Here is a 14,152-nt window from a genome sequence, read left to right as displayed (position 1 = left end):
CCCCGCGGTAGTACCCGCGACATACGCCAATTCCAGGAAGGTCGCGCCGGGATGCATCGCGCCGTACGGCGGGTACGCTGGGTTTCGTGCCTGAGACCTCGCGCCCCGCGCACCCCCTCAGCGCCGACGAGGCATTGCGTTTCACCGCCTCGCGCGCTACGGAGACAACGTTCTTCTTTGATTTCGACGGCGTTCTGTCGCCCGTCACCGACGATCCGGATGCCTCGCAGCCCGTCCCCTCCGTTCTGGGCGTGCTCGAGGAGCTGGCATCGCGGGTGGCCCGGGTGGCGATCGTGTCGGCCCGGCCGGTGAGCTTCCTGCGGTCCCGTTTCGGGTCGTTGGAGCATGTGGACCTCTATGGTCTCTACGGCCTGGAGGTCTGGCACGACGGCGACGTCGTCACCGAGCCTGCCGCGCTGCCGTGGGTGCCCGCGATGGCCGAGCTGGCCGAGCGGGCCAAGGCGGAGCTGCCGCAGGGCGTCTATGTGGAATACAAACGCCTCTCGGTCGCCCTGCACTACCGGACCGTGCCTCACCTGGGTGGGGAGGTCGAGCGCTGGGGTCACGAGCAGGCCGAACGCGTCGGCCTGCGGATCCAGGGCGGTCGCATGGTGGTGGAGCTCAAGCCCCCGGTCGACCAGGACAAGGGCATGGTCATCAGCGACGCGGTGCTGGGCGCGGGCTGCGCCTGGTATTTCGGCGACGACATGTCCGACATCAAGGCGTTCGACGCGCTGCGGGCCCGGGAGGCCGTCGATCCGGCATTCTTCGGCGTCGCCGTTGCGGTGGCCAACCCGGAAACGGGTGCCGAGGTCTCCAGCGCGGCCGACCTCACCCTGGACTCCCCCGAGGACGTCGCCCGTTTCCTGGCCGACGCTCTCCCCGTCCTCGCACGCTGACCAGCGCCTGCCCACGCCCGCCCGGCCCACGAGGGGCCGGCGGGCAAGCACGTCCCGGCGGTCAGCCTCAGGCGGCCGGGCCGGTCCAGAGCCGGCGGGCGAGCGTCAGCAGTTCGTCCAGATCGGCAGGCGGGTCGTCGCGCCACCACGCCAGGCGTACCGAGATCGGCGGGGCCTGACGCAGGGCCCGGTAGGCAACGCCTGGGCGGGGATACTGGTGCGCTGTCGCCTGGGCGGTGATCCCGACTGCCTGACCTGCGGCGATCAGCGTCAGCCATTCGTCGATGCCGAGGGTTTCCCGGATCGTGCCGGGCCGGGCGTCCTGCGGGAAAAGGTCCAGCGACGTCGTGCCGGTGCGCTGGTCGATCGCCACGGTGTAGCGGGCCAGGTCCTCGACGCGCAGGGTTCGGCGCCGGGCCAGGGAGCTGTCCGTGGCGACCGCGGCGTAACGGGCTTCCCTGCCGATCTCGGCGGTGGCGAAGCGGGGGTCGCCGAACGGGTGGCGAATCACCGCGACGTCGGCCTGGTCACTGCTCAGCCCCGCTGACACGTCGTTGACCTGCACGAACACCAGCGGATGAGCGGGATGCGCGGCGGCCCACTCCTTCTGCAGGCGGCGGGTGTGCCGGCCCAGGGCGGCCCAGGAGAAACCGACCCGGATCTCGCCACGATCGGCGACCAGGTGAGCCAGATGGGCCACCTCGCTCAGGATCCGGCGCGCCTGCGCGGCCACGCGCAGGCCGGTCGGTGTGAGCTCCACGTGCCGGGTCGTGCGCCGGACCAGCCGGGCGCCGAGCTCCCTCTCCAGTGCGGCGATCGTCCGGGACACCGAGGCCTGCGAGATGCCGAGCGGGATCGCGGCGTCGGTGAAGGTGCCCGCGTCGGCGACCGCCACCAGCGCTCGGAGCTGCCCCAGCCGTACATCCATACGTAGAGCGTATAAGTGCGGCGTGGGACGTATTTCTCTTCGGGAAGCCCGCGACCGAGGCTGAGAGCATGAGATCACGCCGGTTGACCGGCATCGCCACGATGCTCGCCAGCGCCTCGGCCAATCAGGCCGGCGCCGCGGCGGGTGCGCACGCCTTCGCCGCGGTCGGACCGGCGGGCGTCGTCGCCGTACGCCAGCTCGTCGCCGCCGCCGTGCTGTTGCCCATGGCCCGCCCCGATCCGCGCCGTTTCACCTGGTCACAGTGGTGGCCGACGCTGCTGCTCGCCGGTGTGTTCGCGGTGATGAACCTGAGCCTCTACTCGGCTGTCGAGCGGATCGGGCTGGGGCTGGCGGTGACGCTGGAGGTGCTCGGGCCGCTGGCGGTGGCACTGCTCGGGTCGCGTACGCGTAAAGATCTGGCCTGTGCCGTTGCCGCCGGGGCCGGGGTCTACGTCCTGGTGCTGCCCGGGGCGTCCAGCGACTACGTGGGAATCGCGTGCGGGCTGGTGGCGGCCGGTTGCTGGGCGGCGTACATCCTGCTCAATCGTTTGATCGGGGTTCGACTGCCGGGGGTGGAGGGGTTGGCCGTGGCAACGTCGCTCTCCGCGATGGGCTACCTACCCGTTGCAGTGATCCTTCTCATACAGGGCAGGATGACCGGGGCGGCGCTGGGGTGGGCGGCCGTCGCCGGTGTGCTGAGCGCGCTGCCCTATGCGGGGGACCTGATCGCGTTGCGTACCGTTCCCGCGCAGGTCTTCGGCATGTTCATGAGCGTGCATCCGGTTTTCGCCGCGGTCTTCGGGTTGCTGCTGCTCGGTCAGGACCTGCACGCGCACGAATGGGCCGGTATCGCCATCGTCATCAGCGTCCTGGGGGTGAGCAACCTGCCGTCGCGCCGGCGCGGGGAAGACCTCAGGCGCCGTAGCGACGCTGACGGCTCGCGTAGGAGCGCAGTGCCCGCAGGAAATCCGTCCGGCGGAAGTCGGGCCAGTTGGCGTCGTGGAAGTAGAACTCCGAGTGCGCCGACTGCCACAGCAGGAAGCCCGACAGCCGCTGCTCCCCGCTTGTCCGGATGACGAGGTCGGGGTCTGGCTGGCCGCGGGTGTAGAGGTGCTCGGCGATGTGCTCGACGTCGAGGATCTCGGCGAGCTCCTCCAGCGAGCGACCCGCAGCGGCCTGCTCGTGCAGCAGCGAGCGGACCGCGTCGGTGATCTCGCGCCGCCCGCCGTAGCCCACCGCTAGGTTGACCTCGACGCCCTCGGTGCGGTCGCGGGTCTTCTCCTGGGCGGCCTTGAGGACGGCGGCCGTGTGCGCGGGCAGCAGGTCGAGCGCGCCGACGATGCGCAGCCGCCAGGGGTTGCCCTCCTCGGCCAGCTCGGTCGCCAGGTCCTCGATGATCGTGACCAGCGGGTCGAGCTCGGCCGCCGGGCGCTGGAGGTTGTCGGTGGCGAGCAGGTAGAGCGTGACGTGCCCGATCCCCGCCTGGTCGCACCAGCCGAGCAGCTCTTTGATGCGCACCGCGCCGACGCGGTGGCCGTCGTTGGGGTCGACGAAACCCATCTCGCGGGCCCAGCGCCGGTTGCCGTCACACATGACACCGACGTGCTGAGGCACCGGCTTGCCGGCCAGCTTGCCGGCGAGTCGCCGCTCGTACAGGGAGTAGACCAGGGACCGCAGAGTCATCGCGGCCAAGCCTAGCGACCGGACGCTCAGGCTCAAGAGGGCGGCTGGGCGAAATGCAGCATCTCGGCCCCGATCCGGCCGATCGTCCGAAGATCGAAGACCCCGTCACCGAGGCCCAGATCCACCATCCGGCGGAAAACCCGGCCGTCCCGGCGGGCGGCGCGGACCGCGGCGTCGACCACCCGTGTCTGCCTGGTGAGCAGCGCCGCCGTTCCGGAGTGCCGCAGATGCCGGCCGAGGCGGGTCCGCAGCGCCCGGGTGTATCCCGCGGCGGCCCGCTCCGGACCGGTGGCCGCCGCGGTCCCGGCCAGCGAGCCGGAGAGCACGGCGTAGAAGATTCCCTCTCCGGTGAACGGGTTGATCAGGGAGAGTGCGTCACCGGCGAGCAGCACCGGGCCGCGGGCGGGCGCCGGGCGGTGGGTGGAAAGAGGCAGGTGGTGGGCCCGCATCCCGGTGGGGACGCTGCCGGGCAGCAGATCGGCAAGACGACCCGTCAGGTACGCCTTCGTGAGCGCACGCCCGCGCAGCACCTCGCCGTACCCGATGTTGGCGGTGCCGTCCCCGAGCGGAAACGACCACGCGTACGCGGGCCAGCGCGCACCCGTCGTCCGGATGAGTTGCTCGCCGCCCGTGGCGGGCCCGTAGCCCCGGATCGCGATCGCCAGATGCCCGGGCGGGTTGACCGGATGCCCGAGCCACCGCCGCACGACAGAGCCCGCGCCGTCCGCGCCGATGACGACCCGGGCCCTGATCCGCCCGTCGAGAACCACGTCGCCACGATCGTGTCGCAACTCACGAACCGAATGCCGGCCCAGCTCCACGCCGTGGGCGATCGCCGCCTCGACCAGGAGCTCGTCGAACACGAGACGCGGGATGGTGTGTGCCGGGCGGGGCAGCGGGCGGGCCACCTCGGCACCGCTCGGCGCGACCAGGCGCAGGGATCCGATCGGCGGGAAACCGTCGGCGATGCCGGTGACGCCGAGCTCGTCGAGCACGTCGAACGCCTCGGCCGCGATGCCGTCCCCGCACACCTTGTCGCGCGGGAACGCGGAACGGTCGAGCAGCAGCACCGAGGCTCCGGCCCGTCGCGCGGCGATCGCGGCGGCCGAGCCCGCGGGGCCCGCACCGACGATCACCACGTCATAGGTCATGCGGCTTTTTCGACCCGCGCCACGCGCCACAACGAATAGACGGTCAGCAGGGACGCGGCGACCAGCGGGGACCCGTCCCGGATCAGGCCGTCGGTGCCCAGCAACAGGTAGCAGAGCGGCAGGTCGATGACGAGGGACCCGATGGTGATCCAGATGAGGTGCGCGCGGGCCCACGGCTTGCCCTTGAGCAGGAAGTACGTCGCGAGGAGGACCGCGTAGCTGACGCCGATGCCGGCCGCGAACCAGAAGATGACCGCGAGCAGCCATTCGGGCCGGGAGCCGAGCTCGCTGACCGAGATCAGGGCGGGCACGAGCATCAGCGGGCTGTAGGTGAAGGACGAGACCCGCGCGGTGATCGCCCAGGCGGCGAGCGGCGGGCGTTTCGGGGTCGCCTCGCGCCATTCGAAGCCGTCGCGGGTCAGCACGATCTTGTTGGGATGCCGGACCAGGTGTTCCTGCACGGCCGGATGCCGGTAGAGCATCACCACCACGCTCACGCAGAGCACGGTCAGCGCGGCGAACCCGAGCACGCCGGCGGTCGGCGGGGTGCCTTCGCGCGGGACGAGCAGGCGCCCGACGGCGAAAATCGTGGTGACGGCGAGGATCAGACCGAGGGGACGGGCCGCTGCCCTGCCGCGGCGCACATGCCAGATCAGGATCAGCCAGCCGACCGTACGCAGCAGAGCCCAGCCTGTTCGGACGGCGAGCCCGAAGCCGTGCTCGGTGGCGTACCAGTAATTGAGGAGCTCGACCCCCGCGGTGGCCGCAGCCGTCGCGACCAGCAGCCCGGTCAGCACCCGGACAGCAACCGGTCGCCCGTAATCAACGGTCCCGGACACGGCGGCTGTCGTCATGGCCGTGAAGGTACCCAGACCGCGCCCGCCTCGAACGTTGTCGCGCGTGAGAGCGACGCAAGGCGGGCGCGGGGCATCACGCGGCGTTGAGGCGGGACTTGAGCGCGTCGAGCTCGGCCCAGAGCACGGCCGGGAGCTTGTCGCCGAACTTGGCGAACCACTCCTCGACCTGCGGGATCTCGGCGAGCCACTCGTCGGTGTCGACGCTCAGCACGGCCCGCACGTCGGCCTCGTCGAGATCCAGTCCGGTCAGGTCGAGCGCTTCGGGCGTCGGCACGTGCCCGATCGGCGTCTCGATCGCCTCGCCCTCGCCGTCCAGGCGTTCGACGATCCACTTGAGCACCCGGGAATTCTCGCCGAACCCGGGCCAGAGGAACCGGCCGTCGTCACCGCGGCGGAACCAGTTCACGTAGAAGATCTTCGGCAGCAGCTCCGCGTCGCCGGACGCCGCCTTGCCCATCTCGATCCAGTGGTTGAAGTAGTCGCCGGCGTTGTAGCCGATGAACGGCAGCATCGCCATCGGGTCGCGGCGCACCACCCCGACCTTGCCGACCGCCGCCGCAGTGGTCTCCGACGAGAGCGTCGCACCGAAGTAGACGCCGTGCACCCAGTCCCGGGCCTCGGTGACCAGGGGCACGGTCGTCCGGCGCCGGCCACCGAAGAGAATCGCATCGATGGGTACGCCGCGCGGGTCGTCGTATTCCGGCGCGAGGATCGGGCACTGGCTGATGGGCGTGCAGAAGCGGCTGTTGGGATGGCTGGACGGGCCGGGCGAATCGGGGGTCCAGTCCTCGCCCTTCCAGTCGGTCAGGTGCGCGGGCGGTTCACCCATGCCCTCCCACCAGATGTCGCCGTCGTCGGTCAGTGCGACGTTGGTGAACACCGAATTGCCACGGGCGAGCGTACGCATCGCATTGGGATTGGTGTGTTGATCCGTGCCCGGCGCGACGCCGAAGAGGCCGAACTCGGGGTTGGTGGCCCAGAGCCGCCCGTCCTCGCCGAACCGCATCCAGGCGATGTCGTCACCGACGGTCTCGACCTTCCAGCCCGGCAGCGTCGGCTGGAGCATCGCCAGGTTGGTCTTGCCGCACGCCGAGGGGAACGCGCCGGCCACGTAGCGGACCCGGCCCGCGGGTGAGGTCAGCTTCATGATCAGCATGTGTTCGGCGAGCCAGCCCTCGTCGCGGGCGGCGACGCTGGCGATCCGCAGGGCGAAGCACTTCTTGCCCAGCAGCGAGTTGCCGCCGTAGCCGGAGCCGTATGACCAGATCTCGCGGGTCTCCGGGAAGTGCGAGATGTACTTCGTCTCGTTGCACGGCCAGGAGACATCCTCCTGGCCCTCGGCGAGCGGCGCACCGACGGAGTGCAGGGCCGGGACGAAGTCGGCGTCGGCACCCATGGCGTTCAGCACCGTCGTACCCATCCGCGTCATGATCTTCATCGAGGCCACGACGTAGGCGCTGTCGGTCAGCTCCACGCCGAACATGGGGTTCGGCGCGTCGAGCGGGCCCATGCAGAACGGGACGACATACATCGTGCGTCCGCGCATGCAGCCCCCGTAGAGCCCGGTCATCGTCGCTTTCATCTCGGCCGGCGCCATCCAGTTGTTGGTGGGGCCGGCGTCGGCGGGATCGGCGGAACAGATGAACGTGCGTTCCTCGACCCGGGCGACGTCCCCGGGGTCGGTGCGGGCCCAGAACGAATTGGGGCGGCGGGCGCGGTCCAGTCGGACGAGGGAGCCGGCGGCCACGAGCTCGTCGGTGAGGCGCGTCCATTCCTTGTCGGAGCCGTCGCACCAGACGATGCGGTCGGGCCGGGTGAGCGCCGCGGTCTCGTCGACCCAGGCGCGCAGTCGGGCGTGCGGTGTGGGATGGCTGGACATGTGATTCCCTCCGGTCGGTATGACCTGTGACGAATCAGGCCGGTTGTCCGGCCCTCTCGTAACGGGGATCACGTCAGCCTAAGCCGATAAAACGTTGGTTTCGTCGGCCAATCCTGTGGAAGACCACACAATCTTCAGACGTCATGCTCATTAGCGACTGATTCTTCGCTTCCTAGCGCAGCTCTGAGCAGGGAGCGCTCCCACTTTCACAAAGTGGACAAAAGGGCATAAGCTGGCTGGTACTTGGGTCTTTCCTCTCGGTCCCCCCGCTTCAGGAGGCAGGAATGACGAACCCGGCAGGCTCGGGCTTGTCAGGCTCGTCGGCCGATGACGCTGACACCGAGTTGCTGGCTGCGGTGCGGGCGGGTAACACCGACGCCTACGGATTGCTCTACCAGCGGCACCGGTCGGCGGCGCGCGCGTTCGCCTACGGGCTGGTCACCGATCCCTCGGACGCCGATGACCTGGTCGCCGAGACGTTCGCCAAGGTGCTCGCCACGCTGCGGGCCGGGCGGGGTCCCATCGTGGCGTTCCGGGCCTACCTGCACACGACCCTGCGGCACGTCCTCTATCACCGGGCACGCCGGGACCGCCGGCTCGAGTTCACCGATGACCTGACCCGGTACGACGAGGGGCAGCCGTTTCTCGACCCCGCGCTGGAACGGCTCGAGCGGACGTACGCGGCTCGGGCGTACAACGCGTTGCCGGCCAGGTGGCGTGACGTGCTCTGGCGTACCGAAATAGAAGGCGCGAGCCCCGCCGAGGTGGCACCACAGCTCGGCCTGACCCCCAACGCCGTCGCCGTGCTCGCCCACCGCGCGCGTGAGGGTTTGCGCCGGCTCTACCTCCAGCAGCATGTCGCCGTGGCCGACCCGCCCGAGTGCCGCTGGGTCGGCGACCGGCTGGGCGGCCGGGTCCGGGGCCGGCTCGCGCATCGTGACTCGGTGCGCCTTGAGGCTCACGTGGCGTGGTGCGCGGAGTGCCGGGCCCGGCTGGCGGAGGTGACCGAAATCAACCAGCGTCACTACCGACCGTACAGACAACGGAACCATGCGACCCCCGCGGATTAAGAGTCGCTCACGAAAACAGCAGCGGGTGACTGACGCCGGTACTCTCGGGGCTGTGCCTGCTGCCACGATCCTGCCCGCTCTGCGGGCACGCTTCGGGGCTTTGGTGCGCGAGGTCGGCAAATTCGGCACCGTCGGCGGCATCGCGTTCGCCATCGACCTCGTCATCTTCAACGTGCTGCTGCAGACCGGCGCCGAGTCGCTGCTCGCCAAGACCGGCTCCACCCTGATCGCCACGTCCGTGGCCTTCGCCGGCAACCGATACTGGACCTGGCGGCACCGCGAGCACACCGGCATGGCCCGCCAGTACACCGTGTTCTTCCTGCTCAACGGCGTCGGCCTGGGCATCGGCCTGGCCTGCCTGGCGATCAGCCACTACGGGCTCGGCTCCATCTGGCCCGAGTTCCAGACCCCGCTCGCGGACAACATCTCCGGCCAGCTGGTCGGCACCGCCGTGGGCACCCTTTTCCGATTCTGGTCGTACCGCCGCTTCGTTTTCGGCGAGGCCCCGGTCCCGGCTCCGGCCCCCGCGGCCGCCCCTGCAGACCCGGCCCCGCCGGCCGCGAAGATGGCGACGCGCCCCACCCACAAGACGGCGCCGAGCGCCGTCCGGCGAATGTGACGACGAACCCCAGCTTCCGGTTCGGTTCGTCGTCTTATCCCTTCCCCCCTTAAGGTTGCCCAATGCCTTCAGCCCGCCCGCTGTCGGAACGCCTCCGCCACCTCGCCCCCGAGGCACTGGCGTTCGGCGTTATCGGTGCAGCGAACACGCTCCTCTACATGGCGATCACCTGGGCACTGCTGCCCATCGGCGCCGTGAAGGCGAGCATCATCGCCACCGTCGTCACGACAACGCTGGCCTACCTCGCCAACCGCTTCTGGACCTACCGCAACCACACCCGCACCGCGTTGCGCCGCGAATACACGCTGTTCTTCGGCTTCAACCTCGCGGGCATGGTGATCCAGTCAGGCGCCGTCGGCATCGGTAAGTACGGTTTCGGTCTCAGCGAGGAGAAGGACGCCGTCCTGTTCATGGGCGTCACCCTGCTCGGCATCGCGGTCGCCACGGTGTTCCGCTTCTGGGCCTACCGGACGTTCGTCTTCCTCAAGCCCGCGGTCGACGGTCACGAGGCCAGCGTCGCCGGCATGGACGTCGCAGCCGGTCTGGCCGAGCTCAGCGCCGAGTCGGAGGGCCGCTTGGACGCGGAGATCGCCCAGGAGATCGACGCGCAACGCCGCGCTGTGTGACCACCGGTTCCTCCCGCACTTCCGCTTCGTCGTCGTCGTCCGGCCGCAGCTCGCGGTCGGTCTCGATGAGTCCGTAGAGCGTCGTCTGCACCTGCTGCACCCGAGGCACCGACGCGAGCACGGCGGAGCGCTCCCCGATCGAATCCACGGTGAGCGTCCCGCACCCCAGCATCCGGTCCAGCAGGGACTGGGTGGCAACGTGGTCGTTGATCCGGTTGAGCGGCAGATCCCGCCGCTCCCGGGCCACGACCCCGTCCTGCAGCAGGATCCGCTCATCGGTGATCACGTAATGGGTCGTCCGCCACACCAGTAACGGCCACACCCCGCGCCGAACGGCCACGTAGAACGCCACCGCGCCGACCACGCAGACGCCGATCAGCCCACCGGTGTTCGGCGGCAACATCACCCACACCATGATCATCACGGCCAGGGCGGCGGCCAGCACCACGATCGGCAGCACCGCGGCCCGCGCATGCGGGTGAAGATGGAGGACGACCTCCTCCTCATCGGTCAGGACGTCGTCCGGAAAAGGCACGGCCTCAGCGTACGTGCAGGACGTCCCCAGCCGACACACGCCGCTCGGAGCCCGTAACCGTACGAACGATCAGTTGCCCGTCGGAATCGACATCCGCAGCCGTGCCGACCAGCTCGCCGCCATCCGGAAGCAGCACCCGGACCTCCCGGCCGATCGTGGCGCACCCCTCTCGATAAGCAGCGAGCAGCCCGCACATCTCCGCGTCGCCACCGGCCTCCCGCCAGCCCGTGTACCACTGGCCGAAACTACGCAGCAGGGCACGCAACAGCGGGTCACGGTCGGTGCTCTTCGCGCCGGACAGCAGCAACGAGGTCGCCGGCATCCCGTTGGTCTCCGGCAACTCCTCGGACCGGGTGCTGACATTCAGCCCGATCCCGACCACCACGGCATCCCCCGAGACCTCAGCCAGAATCCCGGCCGCTTTCCCCCACGCGGTGTCGCTTCTCGTCAGAAGATCGTTGGGCCATTTCAGGCCGGCGTCCACCTCGGCGACGCGCTGCACGGCCTCCCGCAGCGCCACCCCCGCGAGCAGCGGCAACCAGCCCCACGTGCGCTGCGGCGCGGCCGGCCAGTCTCTTTCCGCGACAGCGACCCCCGGCCGGAACACGACACTCAGCGTCAACCCCGCCCGAGCCGGCGAAACCCACTGCCTGTCCCGCCGCCCCCGCCCGGAAACCTGCTGCTCAGCAACAACAACAAGCCCCTCAGCCACCCCATCGAGCGCAGCCCGCGCAGCATCGGCATTGGTGGACCCGGTCTCCCCCACCACATCAAGGCGCTGCCAGACCCCACCCGGAACAACCAGAGCCCGTTGCAGAGCCCGGACGCCCAGAGGCGGCCGAGTAAGGTCGGAATAGGGCGAGGAAACCATTCCCTCACCCTATCCGGCCAGCACTTTCACTGAGCCCCGGCACCGGCCCCACTACTCGGATCAGCCGCATGCCGGCTCACATAAACCGTGCTCGACGAATCAGCCTGCCGCCGCCCCCGGTTCCCGATCTCCGGCAGCATCTGCGTGGGCGCATCGGTCGCACTCCGCTGGCGGCGAACCGGCGGCTCCCCCGGCGCCCAGCTCAAATCGGGAAGCACCGCATCAGGAAGATCCGGCACAGTCCAGATCGGCCCTTCCGCACTCTCCTCCCGCCCCGAATACGCCCCCCGGCCAGCACTGCGGCTCTCATCCCGATAGACGGCCGGATTGCCCCGGCCGGCGTCGTAAGCCGGCCTGTCGTAGTCCTGCCTGCCAAAGTCCTGCCTGCCATAGCCCGGCCTGTCGTAGCCAGGCCTGTCGTAGTCCCGCCTGTCGTAGCCTGGCTTGTCGTAGCCCTGTCCGTCGTGAGCCTGTTTGTCGTGAGCCTGTTTGTCGGGAGCCGGCCTTTCGTAGGGTGGCCGCTGCATCGGCCTGCCATTGGCGGGCTCGTGCATCGACCCGCCACCTGTCGGCGGGTGCTGGTCATGTCCCTCGGACGGTTCTACCGGGGCAGCCCAGGGTGCCGACGCGGTTGGTGCGTTCCTGAACGCCGGACCGGCCGGATTGGTCCGCGGCGACTGACCCGCCGGAATGTTCCGGTCAGCTTGGCCGGGTGGAATGTTCCGGGGTCCTTGACCGGTCGCATTGTTCCGCTGTCCTTGACCTGCCGGAGCGTTCCGCTGCGCTTGGCCTCCCTGGCCGGGTGGGCCGTTCCACTGTGCTTGGCCGCCCTGGCCGGGTGGAGCGTTCCGCGGCGCCTGACCAGCTGCCGGATTGTTCCTGAACGCTTGACCTGATGGAGCATTCCGGGGCGGCTGACCTACCGGATTGCTTCGGGGCGCCTGGCCGGGCGGGATGTTGCGGATGCCCTGGCCGGGCGGGGAGTTCCGGACGCCCTGGCCGGGCGGGGGGTTCCGGGGTGGGTGGGTTGGCGGGGTGGGGTGCTGGGGTGGCTGGGTGCCCTGGTGGGCGTCGGGGCGCTGGAGGGCTCGGCCGAGTTGGGCCGGGCTGATCTGGAGGCGCTGGGTTACGGCGGCCGGGGGGTGCTGACGCGCGGAACCCGTTCGAGGTTGCTGGAGCGGCGCGGGTGGTTGCTGGACCGCGTCGGGCTGGGGTGGGTGGGGGACGGCGGTGATCTGGCGGCGGTGCGGGGCTGATCCCGCTTGCGGGAGGTACAGGGCTGTTGCCGGTTGGGGCAGCAGGGACGCCGGGCCGGGCTGCTGCGCCGGGGAGGGGTCGGCGGGTGGTGTGGCCTGGGCTTCCTTTCGGGCTTGCTCCAGACGGGCGAAGCTCGGGGCGTGCCAGCCCTCGGTGGCCCACTGCGGGAGACCGCCCTTGACCGCCGGCGCGGCTGATTCGCTCTTCGGCTTCTCGGCTGCCACGTCTTCTGCGGGCTTTTTGTCCGTAGCGGCGTCCGGCTCGGTGGTGCTCTCGGCAGAAGGCGGCGTTGCCTCGGATGGTGTCACCGCAGAGGTCGGATCGACCTCCGGCGGTGAGTCCGGGATGGGCTTCGACCGAGCTGCCGCACCCAACGTACGCCGTACGAGCTGGCCTGCGATCGTTCGCGGCTTGGCCTTGGCGCCGCGGGGTCGTTGCTCCTCTTCGGAGCGCGGCTCGCCGGTCGGGTCCGGTTCGGTGGCGGACCCGGGTGCGGCGTTGCGGCCACGCTTACCGGCGTTGCCCTTACCGCGCTTGGGACGGTCGGCCCGGGTGGATCGCGATTTCGGCTCCTCGCCGGGTTGCGCGATCTCGTTCTCGACGGGTGAGAAGAAGCCGGACGACGGCGAGTTCTGCAGCGAGTCACCGGCGTACGGCGTAGCCGCGGGACGGTGGGAAACGGGAGGCGGCGCGACCGGGGCCCGGTTGACGGGAGCCGGGGCCATCGGGGGGCGGTTCATCGGCGGTGGCGCCACCGGTTGGCGATTGGTGGCCTGGGGGAATGCCGGACCTCGGTTCGCCGGCGGGTGGTCCATCGGTTGACGGATGCTGGACGTGGCCACCGGCGGACGGACGGCAGGCGGACGGGTACCGAAGGGTGGCGCGGACGGGTTCCGGCTGCCGGCGCGTGGCGCGGACGGGTTCCGGCTGCCGGTGGACGGTCCGGACAGGTTCTGGCTGGCGGTGGACGGTTCGGACGGGTGCCGGGGATCTGAGTAGGAGTCCGCCGGGAACCGGGAGTTTCCGGGGCCGGCCGGATAACCCGCGTCGTCTGATTGATCAGTGGGATAGCGGCTGGCCGAAGGGGAGCCGGGTGAGAATCCGGCGTCCGGGCGGTCCGGGTACCCGGCATCCGACAGCGGTCCCATCGGGTAGCCGGCCACCGAGGACGAGCCGGTCGGGAAGTCAGCCTCCGGGTACGAACCGGCGGTGAAGCCAGCCTCTGAGGACGAGCCCGGGGTGAAGCCAGCCTCTGAAGACGGGCTGGTCGGAGAGCCCGCCTCCCAGGATGAATCGGTCGGGGAGCTGGCCTCCCAGGACGAGCCGGGGGTGAAGCCGGCCGTTGAAGACGGACCTGCGCGGTAGCCGGCGTCGAAGGGCGAGCCGGGCGAGTAGGAGGTGGACGGAGAAGAGGGCGGTGGATGGTCGGTGGCCGGGGATGAGGCAGTGGGGTAGCGGGCGGGGGTGGTCGGGCTGGGTGGGAAGGCGGGGTCTGAGGGTGAGTCGGACGGGAAGTGGGAGGTCGCGGGTGAGGTGGGCGGGTAGCTGGAGGGTGGGGTGGCGGGGTGGCGGTGTTGGGGTAGGGGCTGGATGGGCGGGGTGGGGGTGGAGGACGGCGGGCGGGTGTGGGGGGTGGCTGTGGGGGTGTTGGGGGTTGTGGGGGGCCAGGAGGGGACTACGAGGGTTGGTTCGGATTCGTGGTCGGGGGTGGAGGGGGAGAGTTCGGGGAGGCGTTCTACCGGGGTTGGCCAGCCGTAGCTGGTTTCGGGGATCGGGG

At 70.3% G+C, this 14,152-nt stretch carries 14 protein-coding genes and 1 pseudogene; 7 read left to right on the top strand and 8 right to left on the bottom strand.

Annotated features, from left to right (window positions below; genetic code table 11):
• Positions 1–86 precede the first annotated feature (86 nt).
• Positions 87–899: a trehalose-phosphatase gene (gene otsB, locus Aco04nite_RS30325; RefSeq protein ID WP_213000658.1), complete on the top strand. Its 813-nt coding sequence runs from the start codon at positions 87–89 to the stop codon at positions 897–899.
• Positions 900–966: 67 nt separating this feature from the next.
• Here otsB and Aco04nite_RS30320 read toward each other — a convergent pair whose 3' ends face one another.
• Positions 967–1,827, bottom strand: a complete 861-nt coding sequence (locus Aco04nite_RS30320; protein ID WP_213000657.1) for a LysR family transcriptional regulator — start codon at positions 1,825–1,827, stop codon at positions 967–969.
• A gap of 68 nt (positions 1,828–1,895) precedes the next feature.
• Between Aco04nite_RS30320 and Aco04nite_RS49170 the strand changes: the two are divergent.
• Positions 1,896–2,681, top strand: a pseudogene (locus Aco04nite_RS49170) (EamA family transporter); the annotation flags it as partial.
• 58 nt (positions 2,682–2,739) lie between these two features.
• On the opposite strand, the gene Aco04nite_RS30310 reads toward Aco04nite_RS49170, so the two are convergent.
• The 4 genes from Aco04nite_RS30310 to Aco04nite_RS30295 form a co-directional block, all read right to left on the bottom strand.
• A complete protein-coding gene (locus tag Aco04nite_RS30310; protein ID WP_213000656.1) occupies positions 2,740–3,510 on the bottom strand; it encodes an isoprenyl transferase in 771 nt (256 codons plus the stop codon).
• A 32-nt stretch (positions 3,511–3,542) separates the two neighbouring features.
• A complete protein-coding gene (locus Aco04nite_RS30305) occupies positions 3,543–4,661 on the bottom strand; it encodes an NAD(P)/FAD-dependent oxidoreductase (protein WP_213000655.1) in 1,119 nt (372 codons plus the stop codon).
• Positions 4,658–5,515 carry a hypothetical protein gene (locus tag Aco04nite_RS30300; RefSeq protein WP_213000654.1) on the bottom strand — a complete coding sequence of 286 codons (858 nt, stop codon included), beginning with the start codon at positions 5,513–5,515 and terminating at the stop codon, positions 4,658–4,660. The genes Aco04nite_RS30305 and Aco04nite_RS30300 overlap by 4 nt, the downstream gene beginning before the upstream one ends.
• 76 nt (positions 5,516–5,591) lie before the next feature.
• Positions 5,592–7,397: a phosphoenolpyruvate carboxykinase (GTP) gene (locus tag Aco04nite_RS30295; protein ID WP_213000653.1), complete on the bottom strand. Its 1,806-nt coding sequence runs from the start codon at positions 7,395–7,397 to the stop codon at positions 5,592–5,594.
• A 284-nt stretch (positions 7,398–7,681) separates the two neighbouring features.
• Between Aco04nite_RS30295 and Aco04nite_RS30290 the strand changes: the two genes are divergently transcribed.
• From Aco04nite_RS30290 to Aco04nite_RS30280, 3 genes are all read left to right on the top strand, one after another.
• Positions 7,682–8,467 (top strand): sigma-70 family RNA polymerase sigma factor, encoded by a 786-nt coding sequence (locus tag Aco04nite_RS30290; RefSeq protein WP_213000652.1) that lies wholly within the window; start codon positions 7,682–7,684, stop codon positions 8,465–8,467.
• Positions 8,448–9,086, top strand: a complete 639-nt coding sequence (locus Aco04nite_RS30285) for a GtrA family protein (protein ID WP_213000651.1) — start codon at positions 8,448–8,450, stop codon at positions 9,084–9,086. Before Aco04nite_RS30290 ends, Aco04nite_RS30285 begins: the two co-directional genes overlap by 20 nt.
• 62 nt (positions 9,087–9,148) lie before the next feature.
• Positions 9,149–9,712 (top strand): GtrA family protein, encoded by a 564-nt coding sequence (locus tag Aco04nite_RS30280; RefSeq protein ID WP_203838336.1) that lies wholly within the window; start codon positions 9,149–9,151, stop codon positions 9,710–9,712.
• Here the strand turns inward: Aco04nite_RS30280 and Aco04nite_RS30275 are convergent.
• The 3 genes from Aco04nite_RS30275 to Aco04nite_RS30265 are packed head-to-tail and all read right to left on the bottom strand — an operon-like array spanning position 9,639 to position 11,672.
• Positions 9,639–10,247, bottom strand: coding sequence for a PH domain-containing protein (locus Aco04nite_RS30275; RefSeq protein WP_213000650.1), 609 nt, complete (start codon positions 10,245–10,247; stop codon positions 9,639–9,641). The genes Aco04nite_RS30280 and Aco04nite_RS30275 overlap by 74 nt on opposite strands.
• A 4-nt stretch (positions 10,248–10,251) precedes the next feature.
• Positions 10,252–11,118, bottom strand: a complete 867-nt coding sequence (locus Aco04nite_RS30270; RefSeq protein ID WP_213000649.1) for a biotin--[acetyl-CoA-carboxylase] ligase — start codon at positions 11,116–11,118, stop codon at positions 10,252–10,254.
• 26 nt (positions 11,119–11,144) lie between these two features.
• The gene (locus Aco04nite_RS30265) at positions 11,145–11,672 is read right to left on the bottom strand and encodes a hypothetical protein (RefSeq protein WP_213000648.1); all 528 of its coding nucleotides are present in this window, start codon (positions 11,670–11,672) and stop codon (positions 11,145–11,147) included.
• A gap of 468 nt (positions 11,673–12,140) precedes the next feature.
• Here Aco04nite_RS30265 and Aco04nite_RS30260 point away from each other — a divergent pair, with 468 nt between their 5' ends.
• Both Aco04nite_RS30260 and Aco04nite_RS30255 read left to right on the top strand, forming a co-directional pair.
• Positions 12,141–12,374, top strand: a complete 234-nt coding sequence (locus Aco04nite_RS30260) for a hypothetical protein (RefSeq protein ID WP_213000647.1) — start codon at positions 12,141–12,143, stop codon at positions 12,372–12,374.
• Between the two features lie 553 nt (positions 12,375–12,927).
• Positions 12,928–13,197: a hypothetical protein gene (locus Aco04nite_RS30255; RefSeq protein WP_213000646.1), complete on the top strand. Its 270-nt coding sequence runs from the start codon at positions 12,928–12,930 to the stop codon at positions 13,195–13,197.
• Positions 13,198–14,152 lie beyond the last annotated feature (955 nt).

Origin of the sequence: Winogradskya consettensis, from assembly GCF_018332715.1 — a bacterium.
GTDB classification, from domain to species: domain Bacteria; phylum Actinomycetota; class Actinomycetes; order Mycobacteriales; family Micromonosporaceae; genus Actinoplanes; species Actinoplanes consettensis.
Note: the sequence above shows the minus strand (reverse complement) of the source record. Positions and strands in the feature narration are given on the sequence as shown.